General features: G+C 42.4%; 16 protein-coding genes, 1 tRNA gene and 4 pseudogenes. 13 read left to right on the plus strand and 8 right to left on the minus strand.

Going from position 1 to position 21604, the window contains the following annotated elements; translation table 11 throughout:
* Positions 1-8 precede the first annotated feature (8 nt).
* Together dcm and ACGF5R_RS04285 are read right to left on the minus strand one after the other, a co-directional pair.
* Positions 9-1109, minus strand: a complete 1101-nt coding sequence (dcm, locus tag ACGF5R_RS04280) for a DNA (cytosine-5-)-methyltransferase (RefSeq protein WP_074524953.1) — start codon at positions 1107-1109, stop codon at positions 9-11.
* 246 nt (positions 1110-1355) lie between these two features.
* Positions 1356-1832 (minus strand): very short patch repair endonuclease, encoded by a 477-nt coding sequence (locus ACGF5R_RS04285; RefSeq protein WP_049585191.1) that lies wholly within the window; start codon positions 1830-1832, stop codon positions 1356-1358.
* Positions 1833-2004: 172 nt separating this feature from the next.
* Here ACGF5R_RS04285 and ACGF5R_RS04290 point away from each other — a divergent pair.
* From ACGF5R_RS04290 to ACGF5R_RS04340, 11 genes and pseudogenes are all read left to right on the plus strand, one after another.
* Positions 2005-2195: pseudogene (locus ACGF5R_RS04290) on the plus strand (IS256 family transposase); the annotation flags it as partial.
* 1451 nt (positions 2196-3646) lie between these two features.
* The gene (locus tag ACGF5R_RS04295) at positions 3647-3943 is read left to right on the plus strand and encodes a hypothetical protein (protein WP_387689893.1); all 297 of its coding nucleotides are present in this window, start codon (positions 3647-3649) and stop codon (positions 3941-3943) included.
* Between the two features lie 544 nt (positions 3944-4487).
* Positions 4488-5009, plus strand: a complete 522-nt coding sequence (fecI, locus tag ACGF5R_RS04300) for a ferric citrate uptake sigma factor FecI (protein ID WP_112878780.1) — start codon at positions 4488-4490, stop codon at positions 5007-5009.
* Position 5010: 1 nt separating this feature from the next.
* Positions 5011-5976 carry a ferric citrate uptake sigma factor regulator FecR gene (fecR, locus tag ACGF5R_RS04305; RefSeq protein WP_387689895.1) on the plus strand — a complete coding sequence of 322 codons (966 nt, stop codon included), beginning with the start codon at positions 5011-5013 and terminating at the stop codon, positions 5974-5976.
* A gap of 85 nt (positions 5977-6061) precedes the next feature.
* Entirely contained in the window at positions 6062-8422 is a 2361-nt protein-coding gene (gene fecA / locus ACGF5R_RS04310; protein ID WP_262981456.1) for a TonB-dependent Fe(3+) dicitrate receptor FecA, read from the plus strand.
* 59 nt (positions 8423-8481) lie between these two features.
* Positions 8482-9390 (plus strand): Fe(3+) dicitrate ABC transporter substrate-binding protein FecB, encoded by a 909-nt coding sequence (locus ACGF5R_RS04315; RefSeq protein ID WP_387689898.1) that lies wholly within the window; start codon positions 8482-8484, stop codon positions 9388-9390.
* Positions 9387-10385, plus strand: coding sequence for an iron-dicitrate ABC transporter permease FecC (fecC, locus tag ACGF5R_RS04320; RefSeq protein WP_112878776.1), 999 nt, complete (start codon positions 9387-9389; stop codon positions 10383-10385). The genes ACGF5R_RS04315 and fecC overlap by 4 nt, the downstream gene beginning before the upstream one ends.
* Positions 10382-11338: a Fe(3+) dicitrate ABC transporter permease subunit FecD gene (gene fecD, locus ACGF5R_RS04325; protein ID WP_112878775.1), complete on the plus strand. Its 957-nt coding sequence runs from the start codon at positions 10382-10384 to the stop codon at positions 11336-11338. The genes fecC and fecD overlap by 4 nt, the downstream gene beginning before the upstream one ends.
* A complete protein-coding gene (gene fecE, locus ACGF5R_RS04330; protein WP_262981458.1) occupies positions 11339-12106 on the plus strand; it encodes a Fe(3+) dicitrate ABC transporter ATP-binding protein FecE in 768 nt (255 codons plus the stop codon). It begins immediately after the preceding gene.
* Between the two features lie 295 nt (positions 12107-12401).
* Positions 12402-13250: an ATP-binding protein gene (locus tag ACGF5R_RS04335; RefSeq protein WP_387689900.1), complete on the plus strand. Its 849-nt coding sequence runs from the start codon at positions 12402-12404 to the stop codon at positions 13248-13250.
* Positions 13251-13395: 145 nt separating this feature from the next.
* On the plus strand, positions 13396-14571 hold the full coding sequence (locus ACGF5R_RS04340; RefSeq protein ID WP_112878773.1) for a hypothetical protein: 1176 nt from the start codon (positions 13396-13398) through the stop codon (positions 14569-14571).
* Between the two features lie 273 nt (positions 14572-14844).
* Here the strand turns inward: ACGF5R_RS04340 and ACGF5R_RS04345 are convergent, their stop codons facing one another.
* The 3 genes from ACGF5R_RS04345 to ACGF5R_RS04355 form a co-directional block, all read right to left on the minus strand.
* On the minus strand, positions 14845-15174 hold the full coding sequence (locus tag ACGF5R_RS04345) for a hypothetical protein (protein ID WP_112878772.1): 330 nt from the start codon (positions 15172-15174) through the stop codon (positions 14845-14847).
* A gap of 110 nt (positions 15175-15284) precedes the next feature.
* Positions 15285-15626, minus strand: coding sequence for a hypothetical protein (locus tag ACGF5R_RS04350; RefSeq protein ID WP_112878771.1), 342 nt, complete (start codon positions 15624-15626; stop codon positions 15285-15287).
* 59 nt (positions 15627-15685) lie between these two features.
* Positions 15686-16549, minus strand: a complete 864-nt coding sequence (locus ACGF5R_RS04355; RefSeq protein ID WP_112878770.1) for a hypothetical protein — start codon at positions 16547-16549, stop codon at positions 15686-15688.
* 762 nt (positions 16550-17311) lie between these two features.
* On the opposite strand from ACGF5R_RS04355, the pseudogene ACGF5R_RS04360 reads away from it, so the two are divergent.
* Positions 17312-18337: pseudogene (locus ACGF5R_RS04360) on the plus strand (IS630 family transposase).
* Here the strand turns inward: ACGF5R_RS04360 and ACGF5R_RS04365 are convergent.
* The 3 genes and pseudogenes from ACGF5R_RS04365 to ACGF5R_RS04375 all read right to left on the minus strand — a co-directional run bounded on the left by ACGF5R_RS04365 (position 18287) and on the right by ACGF5R_RS04375 (position 19955).
* Positions 18287-19354: pseudogene (locus ACGF5R_RS04365) on the minus strand (IS630 family transposase). The pseudogenes ACGF5R_RS04360 and ACGF5R_RS04365 sit on opposite strands and share 51 nt — an antisense overlap.
* A 145-nt stretch (positions 19355-19499) precedes the next feature.
* Positions 19500-19695: pseudogene (locus ACGF5R_RS04370) on the minus strand (Arm DNA-binding domain-containing protein); the annotation flags it as partial.
* A 175-nt stretch (positions 19696-19870) separates the two neighbouring features.
* Positions 19871-19955, minus strand: a tRNA-Leu gene (locus ACGF5R_RS04375).
* Between the two features lie 408 nt (positions 19956-20363).
* Between ACGF5R_RS04375 and ampH the strand changes: the two genes are divergently transcribed.
* Complete coding sequence (ampH, locus tag ACGF5R_RS04380; protein WP_112877229.1) at positions 20364-21581, plus strand: D-alanyl-D-alanine-carboxypeptidase/endopeptidase AmpH; 1218 nt, start codon at positions 20364-20366, stop codon at positions 21579-21581.
* The last annotated feature ends 23 nt before the right edge of the window (positions 21582-21604 follow it).

The following is a 21604-nucleotide window of genomic DNA, read 5'->3' on the forward strand; positions in this document are numbered from 1 at the left end:
TATATTGTTTATAATTTATCGAGATATTCTTCAACAGCTTGCGCTAAATGCCAAGCTAAAACCGGTGGAACAGCGTTTCCAACCTGTCTTTCGGTTTCCCTCAAGTTCGATTCGAAAACAAAATTATCAGGAAATGACTGGAGACGTGCAGCCTCTCGCATCGAAATACGACGATCTAATTTATAATGGAACTGAATATTACCATGACATTCCGCTCTTATAGTCTGAGATGGCTTATCTTCCTTTAAACGTCTACTTCCTTGGTCTGGGCTTTTTTTAGCCTTACTCCAAATATGATTAAGATTGCGATCTTCATCAACGGTTTCTAAATCATGAATCGCATCATAACAAGTCAACCATTCGTTTTTATGGAGAATATCAACAGGTTCTTTGAATAAAGGGTTTCCATGTAATGTTCCAACAATAAAAACTCGCTCTCTCGTTTGGGGTACACCAAAATTGGCTGAATTATATAGTTTATAACTAACATTATAACCCAATTCACTGAAATCCTTTATAACACGGGCTAAAGATTCTTCGTTATACTTCATGAGTAGCCCTTTGACATTTTCAGCAATAAAAATCTTTGGTCGTGAGCGTTTAACAGCATCGACCATAGCAAGATATAAACCGCTGCGCTTTCCGTCTACGCCAGCTCTTTTACCATTGATAGATATATCTTGGCAGGGGAAACCTCCTATCAGTACATCACATTCTGTAGGGGTTGAATCGATAAGTTCCCATATGTCGCCTTCAACGATATCATGAGAAAAGTTTTTCTTATATGTTTTTACTGCATTGGGGTTGAATTCATTAGCCCAAATAATTTCAAATTTTGTTTTTTTATATTCTTTATTCAAGACAGAAAAACCGCCACAGAAGCCTAAATCCATTCCGCCACAACCAGCAAAAAGCGAAACCAATTTATATTTTTCTTTTTGAAAGATATCACTATTCGATGCTAATGCCATCGATATTTTATTTTCAATCCATGCTGCTAAACTTACACCTTGCGCCTCAGCTAAAGCTTTCCATATTTCCTTTTGAGATGGAGTAATCCGTAAATGGATTTTCTCACTTTTAATTTCTGGTGTAATGCTTGTTGTCATTTCTTCACTCTCGTTCTCATCGGCCTTAACCTGATCTTTTATACATGATAAACAAAACCTGATGTGTGCACAACATAAGTTGGAAATAATTTTTTTATTTTCATCTTATTGTTTTTATGGTTTTTTTGTTTATTTAAGTGTGCGCAAAACCGTATAAAAAACGCCATAATGAAGGGTGAAATGAGAGCTTAATGAGTCAAAGAAAGGAGAGAGGGATGATTTCTCGATCTTCACTGTTTAGGTTTGCTAGCATAACGACTGCATAAGTTTAATCCCTTGATAGTCTATCTCGCAATTTCTAATACCTGTAAAAATCCACTCTTCAATACAATCCTGCAAAATAATGCTGTCCAGTTTTTTCTTCCCTAACAATGCACACTCCCATACAACCAGAACCCTATAACCAAGATTGTTTAAATTAGATATAACACGCATATCCCTTTCTATATTATTTTTGAGCTTTTTGGTCCAATATTCACTTGTAGATTTTGGCGGCCTAAACATGTGGCACGAATGACGGTGCCAAAAACAGCCATTAACAAGTATGGCGGCCTTATGCTCGACACACACAAAATCTGGTTTGCCATATATTTTTTCACATTGGGAGATGTGATTAATCTCAAGATTGTTTAGGATTTTTCCGACAATGATTTCTGGCTTTGTACTTTTTGAGTGTATAGACCTCATGATATGCGAGCGTTTAATTTTTGATATCGCTTTCATTCCATTTTCCTCCTTAACAAAAACAAATAGAATTATAACATGTTTCACAAACTAAATTTACCTCCCCTTTATACTATCTAAAAATATCTGACCTCTTTTTTAAGACTGTAATTTAAATTGTGTAATTGCCTGTTTTTGATATATTCCTTCCGACAACGGAGACAGGCAAATTATGGACGAAAAGAAACTTAAAGCTCTCGCTGCCGAATTGACTAAAAGCCTCAAAACTGAAGCCGATCTTAATCAGTTTTCCCGCATGCTCACTAAGCTGACCATCGAAACGGCCTGAATGCTGAACTGACTGACCATCCTAGCTATGAGAAAAATGCGCCAAAATCCCGCTCTAATCAATGGCACCGTTATCAACAAAGCGGTTTTCCTCGCACTGGGTATCAATAGGACTTCAAGACATCCTCATTGCGTGTGTGGACGGCCACTTATAATCAGGTGGCAATTACACAGAATAATGTACAGACTCTTCAACGATTAAAGCAGGATAAAGCAAGTTTAAACTGACGTATTTAAGGTATCACAGAGTTGTATAACAAATGCAATATAATAACGCTGCAAGTAACCCAATTTATATTCGATTAAATCATTTATCTGGGGATTTTGTTATGCTTATTTTTTATCATCGATTATTTAACTGGTTTATGAAGAAATTTATTCTCCGATTGAAAACGTTATTAAAACGCTTCATCTTGAAAAACAGATTAACGAATTCATATTTTCATTTATCCTTTTCCCCCGAAAACATAAATATAACCAAACCAATTTTTATTTCTCCGTTTCCACTGATAGCTTTAAAATGGGCAGGTTTTAAACTATTATTAAAAGTCATGTTTTCAACCACTGATTTTAATTAGCATAAAACTTTAATAGTTTTTTTACCACTTTTGACGCCCGATTTTTATTAAGATTAATTATCATGGAATATCGTACTTTACGTTTACCTAATGTAAATTATACCCGCTTTTATCTTTAACTGACACTATTTTATCGGTAATTTAAAGCTGTTTTTATAGAGCACAATCCTTTATTTTTTCACATAAATTAACCAGTAAATAATCTGATGATATAAAGATCCCCCTTTGTGTTTTTTCGGATAATCACTTCTTTTTCAAAGTTTAAACCCTGCCAAACTAACCGTTTTATCCCTTTTTTATCGCATCATTTTTTACGGCTTTTTTTATAAAATAATGGCGAAAAATACTTTAATATAATACTGTTACGACAATATTATTTTACGCATTGGTTTCTTTTTAACTCTTTGTTGATGGATTTAGATTAAATACAATCAACCATTACCACGAATGAATATTTATTTATAAAAATCAACCAATTAAATAAATCATCACTATGTTTACATTTTTAAATAGCCATAGTCGGTTAGTTAAATATAAAATAATAGAAAAGTAGCATCGCCGATAAATACATTAAACATAGTGGCAAATAGGCCGTTTTTAATTACCCTGTACCTTTTAAAAACTTCGCACTAATGGAGCATCTGTTTTTATAACTCTTATCTAATTAATCACCGAAAAAAATGAGCGAGTAATCACAAAAATTTAATATGCAGGTAAAAAGAGACAATTAACCATGTTAATAAAGATGATAAACATGTGAATCAATTCTCAGAGCCTGTAATTAGAAATTCGTTTAATAAATGGTTTTCATAGTTTATGCAAATATAATAGTTTTTTTCCATCTCCCACCCCTCATTTAAACCTTCCCATTTTCATTAAGTTAATACTTGTTTTTTCTTTTTCCTGTATTTTATTTTTTTAGGTTTAAAACCAGAGAGGGCAGCAAGTATGCTAATGGTATTAAAATCAACACTTAATACGGTTAATGCGGTTAATGCGGTTAATGCGGTTAATGCGGTTAATGCGGTTAATGCGGTTAATGCGGTTAATGCGGTTAATGCGGTTAATGCGGTTAATGCGGTTAATGCGGTTAAATGTTTTGATATAACTTCATATTCTTGTCATTGGGTTAACACTGTTATTTTACCACTTTGGTTAATCAATTTAAAACCCGTTTTCTCTAATATTTTCTCCTGCAATGCCAATATAGCATCAAATTTTTCACCCACTTTAAAAAATTCTTAATCACTTCTTTTTACCTTTGATGATTTAAGTTTTTACCTATTTACTCATAGTACGCTTGACTCTTTTCCCAGATTCTAAAACCACACTGATAGATAAAAACGGCTTTTCTTAATACCTGTTTTATCACGTTCAGGATAAGGTATATTTACTTTTACTTGAATAAGTGAAAGTTTCTGTAACCCTTTGCTTTCAGATAGCACGAAAAACGATAAACCACATGGTCTAACCTGAGTAAATCGGGATCTACGGAGTAAGTAAAAAGCGCTCTTTAGGTTAATTGGCTCGGTGCATCAATCCGCTTTCTCGTACCGATTTTCGCCTTTCTCTACCGCTTTTTTATGACTGACTTCAAGTTTTTTCCGGCCGTAGCTCAGTCTTCATTAACCGCTTTCTCCAACATTATTAACGAAACAGAGACAGCTCTCCCGACTACACCGACTTAAATCACATCAACATGAAATAAAAAACCTTCGGAATGATTGTAATGATAACTATTCTCACATTAAGATGATACCGTGATTATTTACTTTTGATGTTATAGGGTATGTCTGACCGCATTGTTGTTTCCGCTGAGCTAACACTTGAATCGCTTTACGGCGCGCATCATGGCTGGCTGAAAAACTGGCTCACGCGCAAACTGCAATCGTCCTTTGATGCCGACGACGTAGCACAAGATACCTTCCTGCGTGTGATGGCCGGCGACTCGCTACAAGCTATTCGCGACCAAAAATCCTTCCTCTGCACGATCGCCAAAAGGGTGATGATCGATCTGTTTCGCCGCAACGCGCTGGAGAAAGCATATCTGGAGCTACTGGCGCAACGGCCCGAGGCGCTTATGCTCTCGCCGGAAATCCGTCAGTGTCAACTTGAAACACTCCAGCAAATCGACCAGATGATCGATGGTCTGAGCAACAAAACGCGCCAAGCGTTTTTATTGTCTCAGCTTGAAAATCTGACCTACAGCGATATCGCTTCACGCCTCAATGTGTCCGTCAGTTCCGTGAAAAAATATATGGCTAAAGCCACCGAACACTGCCTGCTGTTTCGTCTGGAAAATGGGCTCTGATATGGACACTATGTTAACCCATTCTCGCCGTCAGGCATTAAAATCAGCATCGCACTGGTATGCGATACTGAATAGCGATCAGGTCAGCCCGCTGCAAACTGAAAAATGGCAGCGCTGGTACGAGCAGCATCAGGATCATCAGTGGGCATGGCAGCAAGTGGAAAATCTTCGTGACCAGATGCTTGTAGTGCCAGGTAATGCGGCAAGCCACGTACTTCAGGAAACTTATCTGTCACGACGCAGGGTGATGAAAGGCATACTATTGTTACTGGGGGTTGGCGGTAGCTGGCAACTGTGGTACTCGGAAGTGGGAGAAGGTCTGCGAGCCGATTACCATACTGCTAAAGGGGATATTCAGCATCATCGACTGAGCGATGGCACACTGCTTACACTCAATGCCGACAGTGCCGTAGATGTCCATTTTACTCCTCAACAACGTCTGGTACATCTCTGGTATGGCGAAATTGCCATCACTACCGGACATGATACCGGAGCAAAGCTGTTGCGTGTACAAACCCGTCATGCACAACTGACTGCGCTAGGTACCCAATTTACGGTTCGTCAGGAAGCCAACACCACACTACTTAGCGTGCAGCAACATGCCGTAGAGGTGATACTGACCGGTGCCGACCGCAAATGTATTGTGCATCAGGGCGAAAGCCTAAGATTCAGCGCCACCAATTTTGATGAACTGACCGCGGCAGCCGCCGAAGACAACGCGTGGACGCAGGGTATACTAAGCTTCAGCGATAAACCATTGAGTGAAGTGATAGCAACCCTCGCCCGCTATCGAAGCGGTATATTACGCTGCGACCCGGCCGTCGCCTCGCTACGGTTAAGTGGTACTTTCCCGATGAAAAATACCGATACCATATTAACCGTCATAGAGAAAACGCTTCCCGTTAAGATTCAATACATTACCCGTTTTTGGGTGAATGTTCTGCCCGCAGAACAATCGTTAACGTAAAAAATAATCATTTTCGATTGTCCTTTTTTGTTTCCTCGTTCGACTTCATAAGTGAATACAGCAATAAAATGATTATGGAGACGTTATGATGCCTTTACGTGCACAGCCACTGCGCGCGCTTCACAAAGCAACACCGCTGGTAATGGCGATTCGTTTGAGCCTGTTACCGGTGGCCTGCCTAACCTCAGGGATAACGTATGCTGCTGTAGAGCCAGCTAGCGTACACTATGACATTAATGCAGGCGAACTGGATAAAGTGCTTAATCAGTACTCCATCCACGCCGGTATTACCCTTTCAATAGATGCCAGCTTAACCCGCGGCAAACAGAGTAGCGGTCTACACGGTAATTACTCCATCACCGATGGACTGAGCACCTTGCTGGTCGGCACTGATTTGCAGGTGAAAACATTAGGCAATAACACGTTCACACTCGAACCCGCTCCTGTTGCGCAGAAAGACGTGCTGACCGTGGTAGGCGACTGGCTAGGTAGTGCGCGTGAAGCTGACGTGTTTGAACATGCAGGCGCGCGTGATGTCATCCGCAGGGAAAATTTTGTTAAAACAGGCGCAACCACAATGCGTGAAGTGCTGAACCGCATTCCCGGCGTCAACGCGCCAGAAAACAATGGTACCGGCAGCCACGACCTGGCAATGAACTTTGGCATTCGTGGCCTGAACCCACGTCTCGCCAGCCGCTCTACGGTTCTGATGGACGGCGTTCCGGTACCCTTCGCGCCTTATGGACAGCCACAGCTATCATTAGCGCCAGTATCTCTCGGCAATATGGACGCAATAGACGTGGTACGCGGCGGCGGCGCTGTGCGCTACGGGCCACAAAGCGTAGGTGGTGTGGTGAATTTCGTGACCCGCGCTATCCCGCAGGATTTTGGTATTGAGACCAGTGTGGAAGGACAACTTAGCCCCACATCCTCACAAAATAATCCAAAAGAGACCCATAATCTGATGATTGGCGGTACGGCAGATAACGGTTTCGGCACAGCGCTTCTCTACTCCGGCACACGCGGCAGCGACTGGCGCGAGCACAGCGCCACACACATTGATGACGTGATGCTCAAAAGCCGCTATGCACCCAATGAAGCGCACACCTTCAACAGCCTACTGCAATATTACGATGGCAGTGCGGATATGCCCGGTGGCCTTTCACGCGCCGATTACGATGCCAATCGCTGGCAATCCACTCGCCCATATGACCGCTTCTGGGGCCGCCGTCAGCTCGCAAGTCTCAGCTATCAGTATCAACCCGACCAGCACCACAAATTCAATATTCAGGGCTTATACACTCATACCTTGCGCAGCGGTTATCTTGAGCAGGGCAAGCGCATTACCCTTTCCCCGCGAGAATATTGGGTGCGTAGCATCGAACCACGCTATAGCCAGCTCTTCAATTTAGGTCCTTCAGCCCATGAAGTAGGGATTGGCTACCGTTATGTGAATGAAGCCAGTCACGAAATGCGTTACTACACCGCCACCCGCAGCGGCGAATTACCCAGCACATCAAGCCCTTATGACCGTAATACTCGTTCCGGCACCGAGGCTCATGCTTGGTATATTGACGACCGCATTGATATCGGCAACTGGACCATCACGCCTGGAATACGATTCGAACATATCAAATCCTTCCAAAACAACAATGTGAAAGGCACCCGCCAAGAAGTAAGTTACGATGCGCCGCTGCCCGCACTCAATGTTCTTTATCATATTACTGATAGCTGGAATCTTTACGCCAATACGGAAGGCTCATTCGGTACCGTACAATACAGCCAAATTGGTAAGGCTGTGAAAAGCGGCAATGTAGAACCTGAAAAGGCGCGAACTTGGGAAGTCGGAACTCGCTACGATGACGGCGCATTGGCAGCGGAAATGGGGCTGTTCCTGATTAACTTCAACAATCAGTACGACTCCAACCAGACTAATGATACTGTTACGGCACGTGGGAAAACCCGACACACAGGGCTGGAAACTCAGGCACGTTACGATCTTTCGGAACTTACGCCCAAGCTGAAGAACGTTTCGGTTTACGCCAGTTACACGTATGTCAACGCAGAAATTCGTGAAGAAGGCAACACCTACGGGAATCAAGTGCCGTTCTCACCGAAACATAAAGGTGCATTTGGCATAGATTACAAACCGGGTAACTGGACCTTCAACCTCAACAGCACATCCCAATCCAGTCAGTTTGCTGATAACGCTAATACCGTGCAGGAAAGCGCCAATGGAAGCACCGGCCGCATTCCGGGCTTTATGCTGTGGGATACGCGCGTGGCGTATGACTTCGGTCCACAAATGGCCAATCTGAGTCTAGCCTTTGGGGTGAAAAACATTTTCGACCACGAGTATTACACCCGCTCCTATGATGACAATAACAAAGGCCTCTACGCCGGGCAGCCACGTACGTTCTATATGCAAGGTTCTGTAAAATTCTGACGTTACATTAATCCGTTCGCCGGGCCATTGCCCGGCTTTGCTATTTCTGGAGCTAAGTTATGCTTGCACCGATTCACGTAATGTTTATCGTTTTGCTCTTCTTCGCCAGCCTGCCCCATGCCATTGCGGTCACGGTACAGGATGAGCAGGGCAGTTTTACCCTCAATACCGTTCCCCAGCGCGTAGTTGTGCTGGAATTATCGTTTGTTGATGCGTTGGCCGCCATCAATATCAGCCCGGTAGGTATTGCCGATGATAATGATCCGCAGCGCATCCTCACGGATGTTCGCCAGCGTATTAAACCCTGGCAATCAACGGGTACTCGCGCTCAGCCAAGCCTTGAAGCCATCAGCGCGCTAAAACCTGATCTCATCATTGCAGACAGTCAACGCCACGCGGGGATCTATCGGGCACTCAAGGGCATCGCTCCCGTCCTACTGCTAAAGTCCCGCAACGAAACCTACGAAGAAAACCTGCAATCTGCCGCGATCATCGGCAAAGTGATGGGGAAAGAGAGTGAAATGCAACAACGGCTGGCAGAACACCGTGAACGCATGAAAGGCTATGCCAGTCAGTTGCCACAAGGCGTCAGTGTGGTTTTTGGCACCTCGCGCGAACAACAATTTAACCTGCATTCCAGCGACACCTATACCGGCAGCGTCTTAACGGCATTAGGGCTAAAGGTTCCCACGCCAGTTAATCATGCGGCAATGGCTTCTCTCAACTTAGAGCAGTTACTGGCACTCAATCCTGACTGGCTTATCGTCGCCCACTATCGCCAGGAAAGCATCGTGAAGCGCTGGCAGCAAGATACGCTGTGGCAGATGATGACAGCACAGCACAAGCATCAGATAGCAGCGGTAGATAGCAATACTTGGGCTCGTATGCGCGGGATATTTGCCGCTGAACGCATCGGCAGTGATGCGGTAAAAATCTTCCATCATCAACCAGTTAATGAAACACCATGAGACGCCATCACCATGCGGTCTGGCGCTGGGGATTGCCGCTGGTTGCCCTGTTGAGTGCGTTCTGGCTAAGCCTGTTTTGCTACTCCGCTATTCCCATTCCCGCCATTAGCGCACTTAAGGCGCTGGTGCCAGGTCATACACCGACATTGCCTGAGGCGCTGGTTATCAATCTGCGGCTACCACGCAGTCTGGTTGCTATTCTGCTCGGCGCAGCTCTGGCATTGGCCGGCGCACTACTCCAGACGCTCACCCATAATCCGCTGGCCTCCCCCTCCTTATTGGGCATTAACAGTGGCGCAGCACTGGCAATGGCGCTGGTCAGCGCTTTCAGTCCGGCAGCGCTGGCCGGATATTCTATTTCTTTGGTGGCAGCTTGTGGCGGTGGAATTAGCTGGATGATAGTGATGGCCGCAAGTGGTAGCTGGCAGCAAAAATACGATCGCAACCAGCTAATTCTGGCGGGCATTGCCTTATCGGCCTTATGTATGGCACTAACACGTATTACGCTACTGCTTGCCGAAGATCATGCTTACGGCATTTTCTATTGGCTGGCGGGAGGGGTCTCCCATGTCCGCTGGCCTGAATTCTGGCAACTATTCCCTTTCGTGGTGGTCACTGTACCTGTAGTTTTGTTGCTGGCGAAATCACTTAATCTGCTCAACGCTGGCGATGTCAGTGCCCATACACTTGGCGTGAATCTAACGCGCCTACGTATCTTCATCAGTCTAGCGGTGCTGATTCTGGTGGGGGCTTGCGTCAGTGTGGCGGGGCCGATCGTGTTTATTGGCCTGCTAATGCCCCATCTGGCGCGTTTCTGGGTTGGCTATGATCTACGCCGCACACTGCCAATGTGCATGTTGCTGGGAGCAGTATTTATGCTACTTGCCGATTTACTGGCCCGTGCACTGGCCTGGCCTGGGGAACTCCCGGCAGGCGCGATACTGGCGCTGATTGGCGCACCCTGCTTTGTCTGGCTGGCAAGGAGGCGAACATGAATCGTCAGGTTATCTCACTGTTGGTCATGTTGCTGGCAATTACGCTGGTGCTAGCGCTACGCATGGGGGCGCAACCACTTCCCTGGGACGCGTTAATAAGCGGCTGGCAACCCAGTGACAAACACCACTTTATGCTAACGCAGTACCGCCTACCGCGTATTTTACTAGCCATCACTGTAGGCGCTGCACTGGCGCTTTCCGGCGTTTTGGTCCAAGGGATTGTTCGTAATCCACTGGCCTCCCCCGATGTACTGGGGGTAAATCATGCAGCAAGCCTGGCGTCGGTAAGCACGCTGCTCCTTTTCCCTTCTCTGTCGGTACAGTGGCTTCCGTTACTCGCTTTTTGCGGTGGAATGGCCGCGCTAATCCTACTGCGGGCGATTGCCGGTCCCTCTTCGCCACTGCGCCTTGCACTGGTTGGCGTGGCACTTTCAGCTACCTGGACAAGCATCACCGATTACCTCATGCTCTCACGCCCACAAGATATCAACAATGCGCTTTTGTGGCTGACGGGCAGTCTGTGGGGACGCGACTGGCAGTTTGTGGCTATAGCCCTGCCGGTATTGATGATACTGATACCGCTCAGCCTACGCTTTTGTCGCGATTTAGATTTGCTGGCACTCGGTGATGACAGCGCCAGCACACTGGGCGTCTCGCTCCTACACGTACAATCCTGGGGATTAATGCTGGCAGTAGCGCTTGCCGCAACAGGCGTCGCCGTTTGCGGGCCGATTGGTTTTATTAGCCTCGTGGTACCCCATCTCGTTCGCAGACTTGTGGGAGGACGGCATCGCTGGCTTATACCCGCATCCATGCTTATGGGGGCACAGGTTCTGCTGCTAGCCGACTTGCTAGCAAGGACCATAGCTCCACCAATGGAATTGCCTGCTGGCGTACTGACCGCCATCATTGGCGCCCCTTATTTCTTCTGGCTTTTAGTGAGGACACGTTAAATGGAACTGGCTACGGAAAAGTTATCTGCGGGCTACGAGGAGAAACGCATTCTGAATGACCTGTCGCTCACCCTCCCGACCGGGAAAATCACGGCGTTGCTCGGCCCTAACGGCTGTGGGAAATCAACATTACTGAAATGCTTTTCGCGGCTATTAACACCATTATCTGGAAAGATAACAATAGATAGTGAACCTTTAGCGCACTTTTCCTCACGCAAGCTCGCCAGACATCTGGCGCTTTTACCGCAACACCCTCTCACACCAGAAGGGATCGCCGTCCATGAACTGGTTGCATACGGACGCAGCCCCTGGCTTACGTTCTGGGGGCGTTTAACATCTCATGATCGTCGTCTTGTACAACAAGCAATGGAAAAAACGCAGATTAGCCATCTTGCCGATAAACGCGTTGCCGACCTTTCAGGCGGGCAGCGCCAGCGTGCTTTTCTGGCGATGGTTTTGGCCCAAGATACGCCGTTGGTGCTACTCGACGAACCTACTACGTATCTTGACATCAACCATCAGGTGGAATTGATGAAGCTGCTACGTGAGCTGAACAACGAAGGAAAAACGGTCGTGACCGTACTTCATGACCTCAATCAGGCTAGCCGGTACTGTGACCACCTGGTACTACTTTCTCAGGGGCAGGTTGTCGCCCAAGGCTCACCCGAAGAGGTTATGACACCGAAATTATTACAGCGGGTATTCAGCATTGAAGCAGAAATTCACCCCGAACCAGTTTCAGGTAAACCAATGTGTGTGGTGTGTTAAGCGGGAATCTAATGTAACGTGTTGGTTCTCTTCTCCAGTACGGCTTAATATGTTCTGCTTTTTATTAGAGGTTGTGTCGGGATTCATTGCTTATACCGCCCAACCCAAAAAGCCGAGCTTGAATTTATGTGATTCTAATAATTGCTGTTCTTAAGCAAAGCTGAGGTTAAATTACATTAAAAAAACTTATGAACTTATATTTACTTGTGCTCAGCCCAAACCCGATTCACTTGACTTAATTAGAGAAGTCACCAAGCTAATTAGGCTTGATAATTTATATCATCTACTTAAGAAAGTGACATGGCATACAAAACATAATTGCTTTTATATAAACACTACTAATGAGTCTAATGATCGCTACTTTAATGCTGAAGGTAACAACTACCAATCTGTTTTAAGTTCAATTATTGATAATATAACACGACCTGAGATTGATGCTTTTGAAGAATTTAAAATTCGGTGCAATATTCAGTTAATATGTGATTTAATATACGGTTATGTTCAATATGAGTTCATACAACCTTTATTGAAACGAACTGAATCATCATTAAACGCTTTACGTAAGGTTATTACTATTACTGAGAATCAAATAATTACGAAACCGGTAACGGTAATTTCCCTGAGAAAATGCAATCCGGAAATCAAGAAAACCCTGCCACTTCTGATTGCCAAACATTACTATCATCCTCATAGAGATAAAGTTGCTAACCCTCCAGACAGAACAATTCATCTAATTATTGATGAGGCCCATAACATCCTTTCTCAGCAATCAAGTCGCGAAAGTGAAAGCTGGAAAGATTATCGCCTTGAGATGTTTGAGGAAATCATTAAGGAAGGTCGTAAATTCAGAGTATTTTTGACTTTATCCAGTCAGCGACCAGCAGATATTTCACCAACAATTGTATCACAGATACATAATTTCTTTATTCATCGACTGGTCAACGATCGTGACCTCCTGCTGATTGATAATACAATAAGCACACTTGACAATATGTCAAAGAGCATGATCCCTAACTTGGCTAAAGGTTGCTGTGTCGCAACTGGTACATCGTTTAACCTGCCAATAGTGTTGCAAGTTGACGTCTTAGAAAGATCAAAGCAACCGGATAGTGAAGATGTAGACTTGGAAAAGATATGGAAGTAATAAACTTTCTTCGGTGTTACTAGTGCCGTAAGAAAATTGAGAGTCTAATCATATTTTACACATCTATTTCTCTCAACTATAACCATGTGGTAGCTGAGTGACCACAATAAAACTTACTATTTATTTAACTGGAAGGATATGCAAGATGGGCAGCAACGACATAGGTAATGAAGTAATAAATTTAGTCAAACGAGTTATTACACCTACAGTCATCATGGGGTTCATTGCGTTGTTTGTTATTTGGTTTTACCTTAACCGGTTAGGCCGGTTAGATATATTTATTAGCTCCGTAACATTTAAAGATATTTTCATAGTCATTGCATCAACTTTTTTATTCAGCATAATACTTATTTCAATTTTGATGTTTATACCATCAATTTTACTCATCTCTATTATTAAGAAAGAAAGTAATCACTTTCATAACTATAAAAAAATAAGAGAAAATTTCGTTACAATTGCATTTATTATATCTTTACTTGCGGTTGGTATTTTAATTTTCTCAGCATGGCTGGCCGATAAATTTGAATATATGGAAGCAACTATTATTATAATTTCAGTATTCTTTGTTTTGAGTTCCAGCATGCTAGTTTCTTATTTAATTAATAGAAACCTAATTTCAGACGTACTGCAATATAAAAACAAACGCACAAGAATTAAACTTTCATGTTTATTTCACATTATTATACCTGCTTCCATTTTTCTTATGACCCTCTTCTACTCATATCCATTATCTCTTATTATAAATAAAATACCTAATAAAGGAGAAGTAAGCGATAATGTGCTGATGTTATATGTTGTAGCAACATCTCTAATCACTGTTATTTTTTCTCTTATACCTGGTTCCGTTTATCTAAGTCGCGATAAATCCGAAGGAATTGTAAAAAATGTATACATAACAGGATATGCAGTTATTTTTTCTTTATTTTCATTGTCATGGATAATAACCTCCATTCCCGTTTTCATTGTAAATGCAACCATGAAAATTTCCGGCATTAGTGATTATAACGAACATTCATATCTCATTAATGAAGACGACTATCCATTAGAAGTTTTTAATAATAAACAATGGAACATAAGGGCCCTAGAGAAAAATGGCTTCTTCCTGATTGATGGAGTAACTTTGTACGCATTCGGAGATATAAAATTAGTATGCCCAGTTGATGTATTGGAAGCTTATAAAAATAGTCTGCAATTCATCCCTGCTGATAGAAGTTATGATGAGAAACTAAATTCAGAGTTGAGAAAAAAAGCAAAAATTTGTCATCCGTTCTTAAAAGAAGAGTTGAAAGAATTTAATATCATACCGTCTAAAATATCTTAATGTAATTATTTGCGAGGATTTTAAATCCTCGCTATTGACAAAAAATATAATTTAAATCAGTTCGTCAAGCGAGAGCGTTTCTAGTGGGAAAGTTTGAGGAGGCAATGTTCTCAACATGGCGGCAAGCTCCGTCTGGTGAACGGAGCTTCGTTAAAACAAAATGCCAGATAAAAAACCAGCACTTTGTCAATAATCTGAGATTACGGTTAAAAACCGCAATCTTTTTCAGCGGGAATCATATCCTTAAGGGTGAATATAGAAATACCTAACCTACTAATGGATCGCTATCCCAGTTATGGCATGATATTTAGTGAGTGATACGGTTATTCTTGATTCTAAGAAAAATGCATCAGAGACAATTTTATTTCGTATCGGATTATCTAGAGTATCATCGCGGACACAATATTTTTCTCCGTTGTCAGTTTGTAATGTATAATTTGTTGTTATCCAGCCATCTTTACTTATTAACTTAACTAATTTCCCTGTAAGGGTTCCGCTATCTACAGACACTTTACCACATTCTAGATCGTCCGAAGCAAAAGATTTTGAACATAGTAAAAGTGATATAGCAGAAACAATAACAAGTAGATTTATTGGTTTCATTTTTATCCCATTAAGCACTAGCTTTTTGATAGTTGTAAAATTTGGTTAACTCTTAGGTTGTATCTATGAAGCTCTCTTTAAATCCCTTCCTTAATTTACATTTAACATTCCTAATTATGGACTGCTATCCCCGTTATAGTATGCTCCTTAGTAAGTGATATAGTTACTCTTAATCCCAATAAGTATGCGCTAGAAATAATTGTATTTCGTATTATATCTTTTCTATCTTCAACTCGGACACAATATCTCTGACCGCTATCAGTTTGTATTATATAATTTGTGGTTGTCCAATCCTTCTTATCTATCAACTTAACAAGTTTTCCTGTAAGGGTTCCGCTATTTAAATAGTTACTAGGATATCTACCACATTCTAGATCTTCCGCAGCAAAAGATTTTGCACATAGTAAAAATGATATAATAGAAGTAATAACAAGTAGATTTATCGGTTTCATTTTTTATCCTATTAGACATTAGACTTTTTATAGTTGCAAAATTTAGCTAATTCTTATATTTAATTATCTATTACAATCGCATACCTTCCTTTAATTTTATCGAGTGTGGGACGTAAATCATTGCACGTTGATTCCAGATAATCATCATAACTATTGTCTACACCTATGAAACCTTCTCTCCCCCCTCTCCTTAATCTATATTGACCATTCACATATTCCCAATCTTGTGGCCGTAATGAATAAACTCCCCTTATTTGAGCTAGCCTTGATAAATCTGCTGCAATTCCATTTAATAAACTTTCATCATTTGTTGACATATAATTCATCATATTTCTGTACAACCTGGAAACTAAGTCAAAGTTAGCCTCGCCAATAACAACCGCTGCGTTACTCTCAAATCCTGGACCTGGATCATCGGAGCGATTATTTGGCCCAATGAAAAGGTTGCCCGGTAACCACGCATAAAATTGCTCGAATGTACTAAAACCTGGAGTAAATCTATTACTACCACCTCTTATCCATCCACTACCTTGGGCCAAACCTAAATTTGATGCATTAATAATATCGCTACCTAATTGATTACAATCAACACCGCCACGACTAGCATAAAACCGTAAATTATTTGAGTATACTGTGAGAAAGCTACTTATATTACGTAGCCGGTTATTTTCAACAACACGGTTATAAAAGCCTCTTAATAGATTGAATGGGATTATGTGATGACGAGACACAGGAACAGTAAATTCACGCCCAGTACCTTGCCGTGTTAAGTCTTGATTATAATTCTGAATCGGTGAATAAGGCATCGAAGGTCTTGCTCCAATAATTAACTCATATGAGCCTGGAGATAATTTATCAGGCTGTGAAAAGCATACGGCTGGAGATAAACACAGTATAAATATAGCTAATTTATGTGTTATCATAATTAAGAACTCCTTAACTAAGGGATTTTTCTACGAATGCATTAGCAATGAAATTTCAGTTTTTCTATTACTCCAGATACCGTATAAAAACACTTAACCACTAAGCAAACAATCGGAGTAAATTCTTACTTCCCTTTCTTAATTAAATATTTTATAAATAGTGATAAATTACATTCATAATACATATTTCTAAGTTCCACTATCTAATGAATATTTTGAACAACCATATAGAATATAATTCACATATTGATATTTGATGTTAGAAAAAATATCGAAATCATACTTTATATGCTGAAAAACAGAAAAGCGTATCCAGTTCTGCGTACCATGATTATAACAAGCTGAATATAGGCATTAGACTTTGTCATCAAGGACTTCGATTTATATGCTGTTCTAAAACAGCCGTAGGATTTGATAATTTATTTTTCAAAACGAGTCAAACATCAGGTGAAATAGTCGCTTATCATCTATACTTAATTATTAGTACATATCAACATCCTAGAAAATTAAATCTTAATAAACCCAGATTGAAATAGTGAAGGAGTTGTAATATATACCCAATGGATTTCAAGATGCATCGCGACGGCAAGGGAGTGAATCCCCGGGAGCATAGCAAACTATGTAACCGGGGTGAGCGAGTGCAGCCAACAAAGAGGCAACTTGAAAGATAACGGGTATAGGTATTATTCACGTTACCAACAATATACCCGTGATTATTGAACATGCTTGATTTTCTCCAAAATAAGGCTCATGGTATCCGTCATGAAAATATTCATTACCGATGAACAGAAAGCCGAACTCGAACACCTTCATCACACCTGCCGTGATAAGAGGGAGTGTGATCGCATTAAAGCAGTTCTGCTGGCTTCTGAGGGTTGGAGTTCTGTCATGATCGCTCAGGCCCTGCGCCTGCATGAAACGACGGTTAATCGTCATATCAGCGATTACCTTAATCACCGCAAACTGAAGCCCGAAAATGGCGGCTTTCAGAGCCACCTCCGCGAAACACAGACTCAGGAATTTATCGCTTATCTGACCGCGAATCTTCTACCTACCACACAGGCGGTTATCCGCCTTGTCGAAGAATAGTGGGATATCAGTTACACCGTTCCCGGCATAAATAAATGGCTGCACCACAATGGGTTCAGTGATAAAAAACCGACCGGCGTGCCACACAAGTTCAACGCGGAACAGCAACGGGCCTTTATGGAAACCTACGGGAAACTGAAACAGGAAGCCGGAGACAATGAGCCCATCCTGTTCATTGATGGCATTCATCCCATGTAGGGGACGAAACTCGCTTATGGCTGGTGCGCCAGGGCCAGAAAACCGCGGTGAAAACAACGGGAAGCCAGTACCCGTCTGAACCTGATGGATGCCCTGAATCTGGCTGATATCAGCAAAACAGTTGTACGCGAATATGATCGTATCGACAGTTATCACATCGCAGAATTTTTCATTGCCCTCCGTGAAACCTATCCGGTCAGCCAGAAGGTGCATATTATCCTAGACGGCGCCGGTTATCACCGGAGTGAGTTGGTGAAAGACTGGGCTTATGTGATAAATATTGAGCTTCATTACTTACCGCCCTACAGCCCGAATCTAAACCCGATAGAAAGGCTGTGGAAAGTGATGAATGAAAAAGTCAGAAATAATCGTTATTTCGCCTCGATGGCCTTGTTCAGGCAGGCGATACATCACTTTTTTACGGAAATATTACCGGAACTGGCCGGGAGGCTATCGTGCCGTATTAATGACAACTTCCAGATTCTGAACCCTGCATCTTGAAGTTTTTAGCACCTGAAAATGGTCGTTAATTCTAGACATCAGCGATGTCCGCTATATCAGGTAGCGTTGTGGTGAAAAATTTGAAGACTTTGTCTCGAAATTCATGTTTATCAGCGAAAGAACGGTTATTTCGAACATGTTCATTCATGACCTTCCATAATCGCTCTATAGGGTTTAAATTTGGGCTGTATGGAGGAAGGTAATGTCACTCAATATTGTTAACATAAGCCCAATCCTTCACAAGATGAGCTTTGTTGTAACCCGCCCCATCCACAATAAGATGAATTTTTTGATGGTAGTCAGGATAAGACTTTCTTATTTCATTGAAAAAACAGCAAATGTTGTAGTCATTGAGGGTTTGATATTCCTGGAACACCGTACGACCAATGGCATTCAGGTTGAGTGCGCCCAATAGATTCAGGCGAGTTCGGCTTCCTGTTGTTTTGACTGTTTTTTTCTCGCCTTTTCGCATCCAGCCATAACCGAGTTTAGTACCTTGAGCCGGGTGAACCGCGTCAAGAAAGAGGATGGGGTCGTCTTTCGCTGTAACTTTAAGATTTTCATCATATTCAATAAATTGTCTCTGTTTTTCTGCATCGAATTTATGAGGGACGCCACACGGTTTTTTATAAGAAAAACCCTGACGATGTAGCCATTTATTCATGCCTGGAATGCTAAAGGTCATATTCCAGAGCTGAACGACATAGGCCACGATTTCACGGGTGTGATGGAAAAGATGTTGAGGTAAGTGGTTGATTAAAAAATCAGTTTGCTTTCGAGAAAGCAAACTATCAGCCCCCCATTATCAGATTTAAGTTTACCTTGATTAAGGTAATCACTGATATGGCGGTCAACCGTGGTCTGATGGAGTCGCAATGCCTGGGCTATCATCACAGAACTCCACCCTTCAGAAGCCAGAAGGATAGCTTTTATTCTGTCTCGTACCTGACCATCACGAGTGGTGTCGTGAAGATGCTCAAGTTTGATTTTTTGTTCTGATGTAATAAATATTTTCATAGCGAGGATAATGATCTCCATTTCGGATAAAATCAAGCATCCTCAATGATTACGGGTATATATGGACACCGACTTAATTCAAGTAGGTGAGTAAATTTTTTTTGACAATGTAGTCTCAAACATATATTCAGCTTCAATGAGCCCTATCGCATTGCTCTCTAGCTTTCCCCAGCGTTGACTTGAAGATATGCACCTAAAGCAATCCGGCTTTCTTTACCCGCAAACCGATATTTCAGATACCAGCGTTTTGAGCCATTGGGTTTGATGAGAAGATACAAACCTTGTACATCGGTAAGTTCACGGGGCTTTGCCGCACGAGCTTCCATGTCTGTTAAAGGCATAATTTGGGGGTCAACTCATTATCGAAAAGAAATGCCCCCCAATTTGACCCCCAAATTTCATGGATGTCAACGGATACGAATGGACGATTATAGACTCAAAAACTAAGTAATCTGTTGCTTTTTCAGGTGATTATGGAAGATTATGGAAGATTATGGACGTCTCTGGAAGGTCAAATGGTGCCGAAGGCCGGACTCGAACCGGCACACCCGAAGGCGGTTGATTTTGAATCAACTGCGTCTACCGATTTCGCCACTTCGGCACTGAAGTAGTATGCGGAAAACGAGGGTCATTATACCTGTCAGCGATCTGTTAGCAACTGTTATCCTTATAACTTTGGTTTAAGTGTCGAAAAAAAGATCAAACCCATCGATTCAACACAAATGCGCGTTCAATTACTGAGCATAAAAGCTCTAAACAAATACACCCAACAATATCTTTTCTACCTGACGTCGATAGACAACCTATAATCACCTTATATAATCTCAGCATGATAATTCGCTATGAGGTAAATGGTTATGACGATTATTAGCTGGATTGGCGCCGGAATCTTTTTGGGCATTGTCATTGGCGCGTTGATGGCATTGTTTAAAAAGAATAAATAGTCACTTTCGCTATCTTTATCCTGTTTGTGAATTCACTGGAAATATGCCTGATTGGTCAATTCAAAATGAATAAACAGTTTTTTAAGCTCTTCTCTGTTTCTGCCATCGTGTTGGCTCTTACAGCCTGCTCTTCTTCAAATAAAACATTTTCGGCAAAGTTTCTGCAACCGAAGAAACAACCATTGAAATGGGAAGTGTTCGAAGGCAATGCGAGAACTAAAAAGCTAGCTTCTCAGTTGGTTGATCAGTATGCACAGGATATTTTCAACGGCAGCAATGCGCAAGGCATGGCGATGGTGGTGATTGATAATAATCAGACGGTTTACCGCAGTTTCGGTGAAACCCGTCCGGGAAATGGCATCCGTCCGAAACCCGATTCTATCATCCGTATTGCCTCGCTAACTAAGTTGATGACCAGTGAAATTATGATCAAGCTCGAAGAGGATAAAATTCTGCGCTCCACCGATCCGTTGCAGGACTATAGCTATTATGGTGTGAAAGTGCCCCAATACAGCCCTCTTCAACCTATCCGGTTGTTCCACCTGGCAAGCCATACCAGTGGCTTACCTCGTGAGCAGCCGGGAGGTAGATGGGGGCGCCCTGTTTTTGTCTGGCCTACACAAGCCAATCGCTGGGTCTGGTTAAAAACAGCTCAATTAGACTCAGCGCCAGGCACAACAGCATCTTATTCCAATCTGGCTTACGATTTATTGGCAGATGCGCTCTCCAAGGCTACGGGTAAGCCATATACCCGTTTGTTACACGATAAGATCACCGGCCCTTATTACATGAAAGACACTACACTGACGCCAAACCGTTCTCAGTGTGCTCGTTTGATGGAAAGTTATAAGCCGAGTCCGTGTCTTAATACTGTTGCGGCAGCTGGCAGTGGTGGAATCTATTCAACGCCAAAAGATATGCAGCACTGGATGCAGCAATTTTTATCATCAGACAGTCAGTTACGTAAACAGACCGCAAGCCGTGAACAAGGTATTTATTTTAAGCGTTCCGCTCTGGCTTCAATTAAAGGGATGGATGTTGCCGGTCAGGCAGATGGCGTTGGCCTTGGTTGGGTTTACATGAACGCCCGTCGCGATATACCGGGTATTTATCAGAAAACCGGCGGCGGCGGCGGGTTTAATACGTATATGGCAATGATCCCCGAACAAAATATTGGGGTGTTTGTGGTGATCACTCGTAAACAACACAGCCATTTCAGTAGCGTAACAACCGGGGTTAATCAACTGGTAACGGCATTGTCGAGGAATCATCATCAGGCTTGATCCTTATTACATCTTAAAATCGA

It is taken from the genome of Photorhabdus sp. RM71S (assembly GCF_042879355.1).
GTDB lineage: Bacteria > Pseudomonadota > Gammaproteobacteria > Enterobacterales > Enterobacteriaceae > Photorhabdus > Photorhabdus kayaii.

What these genes read in the sequence shown, in the direction of transcription:
- dcm (WP_074524953.1), bottom strand. Translation starts at nt 1,109, where the DNA reads ATGACAACAAGCATTACACCAGAAATTAAAAGTGAGAAAATCCATTTA.
- ACGF5R_RS04285 (WP_049585191.1), bottom strand. Translation starts at nt 1,832, where the DNA reads ATGAAAGCGATATCAAAAATTAAACGCTCGCATATCATGAGGTCTATA.
- ACGF5R_RS04295 (WP_387689893.1), top strand. Translation starts at nt 3,647, where the DNA reads ATGCTAATGGTATTAAAATCAACACTTAATACGGTTAATGCGGTTAAT.
- fecI (WP_112878780.1), top strand. Translation starts at nt 4,488, where the DNA reads ATGTCTGACCGCATTGTTGTTTCCGCTGAGCTAACACTTGAATCGCTT.
- fecR (WP_387689895.1), top strand. Translation starts at nt 5,011, where the DNA reads ATGGACACTATGTTAACCCATTCTCGCCGTCAGGCATTAAAATCAGCA.
- fecA (WP_262981456.1), top strand. Translation starts at nt 6,062, where the DNA reads ATGATGCCTTTACGTGCACAGCCACTGCGCGCGCTTCACAAAGCAACA.
- ACGF5R_RS04315 (WP_387689898.1), top strand. Translation starts at nt 8,482, where the DNA reads ATGCTTGCACCGATTCACGTAATGTTTATCGTTTTGCTCTTCTTCGCC.
- fecC (WP_112878776.1), top strand. Translation starts at nt 9,387, where the DNA reads ATGAGACGCCATCACCATGCGGTCTGGCGCTGGGGATTGCCGCTGGTT.
- fecD (WP_112878775.1), top strand. Translation starts at nt 10,382, where the DNA reads ATGAATCGTCAGGTTATCTCACTGTTGGTCATGTTGCTGGCAATTACG.
- fecE (WP_262981458.1), top strand. Translation starts at nt 11,339, where the DNA reads ATGGAACTGGCTACGGAAAAGTTATCTGCGGGCTACGAGGAGAAACGC.
- ACGF5R_RS04340 (WP_112878773.1), top strand. Translation starts at nt 13,396, where the DNA reads ATGGGCAGCAACGACATAGGTAATGAAGTAATAAATTTAGTCAAACGA.
- ACGF5R_RS04345 (WP_112878772.1), bottom strand. Translation starts at nt 15,174, where the DNA reads ATGAAACCAATAAATCTACTTGTTATTGTTTCTGCTATATCACTTTTA.
- ACGF5R_RS04350 (WP_112878771.1), bottom strand. Translation starts at nt 15,626, where the DNA reads ATGAAACCGATAAATCTACTTGTTATTACTTCTATTATATCATTTTTA.
- ACGF5R_RS04355 (WP_112878770.1), bottom strand. Translation starts at nt 16,549, where the DNA reads ATGATAACACATAAATTAGCTATATTTATACTGTGTTTATCTCCAGCC.
- ampH (WP_112877229.1), top strand. Translation starts at nt 20,364, where the DNA reads ATGAATAAACAGTTTTTTAAGCTCTTCTCTGTTTCTGCCATCGTGTTG.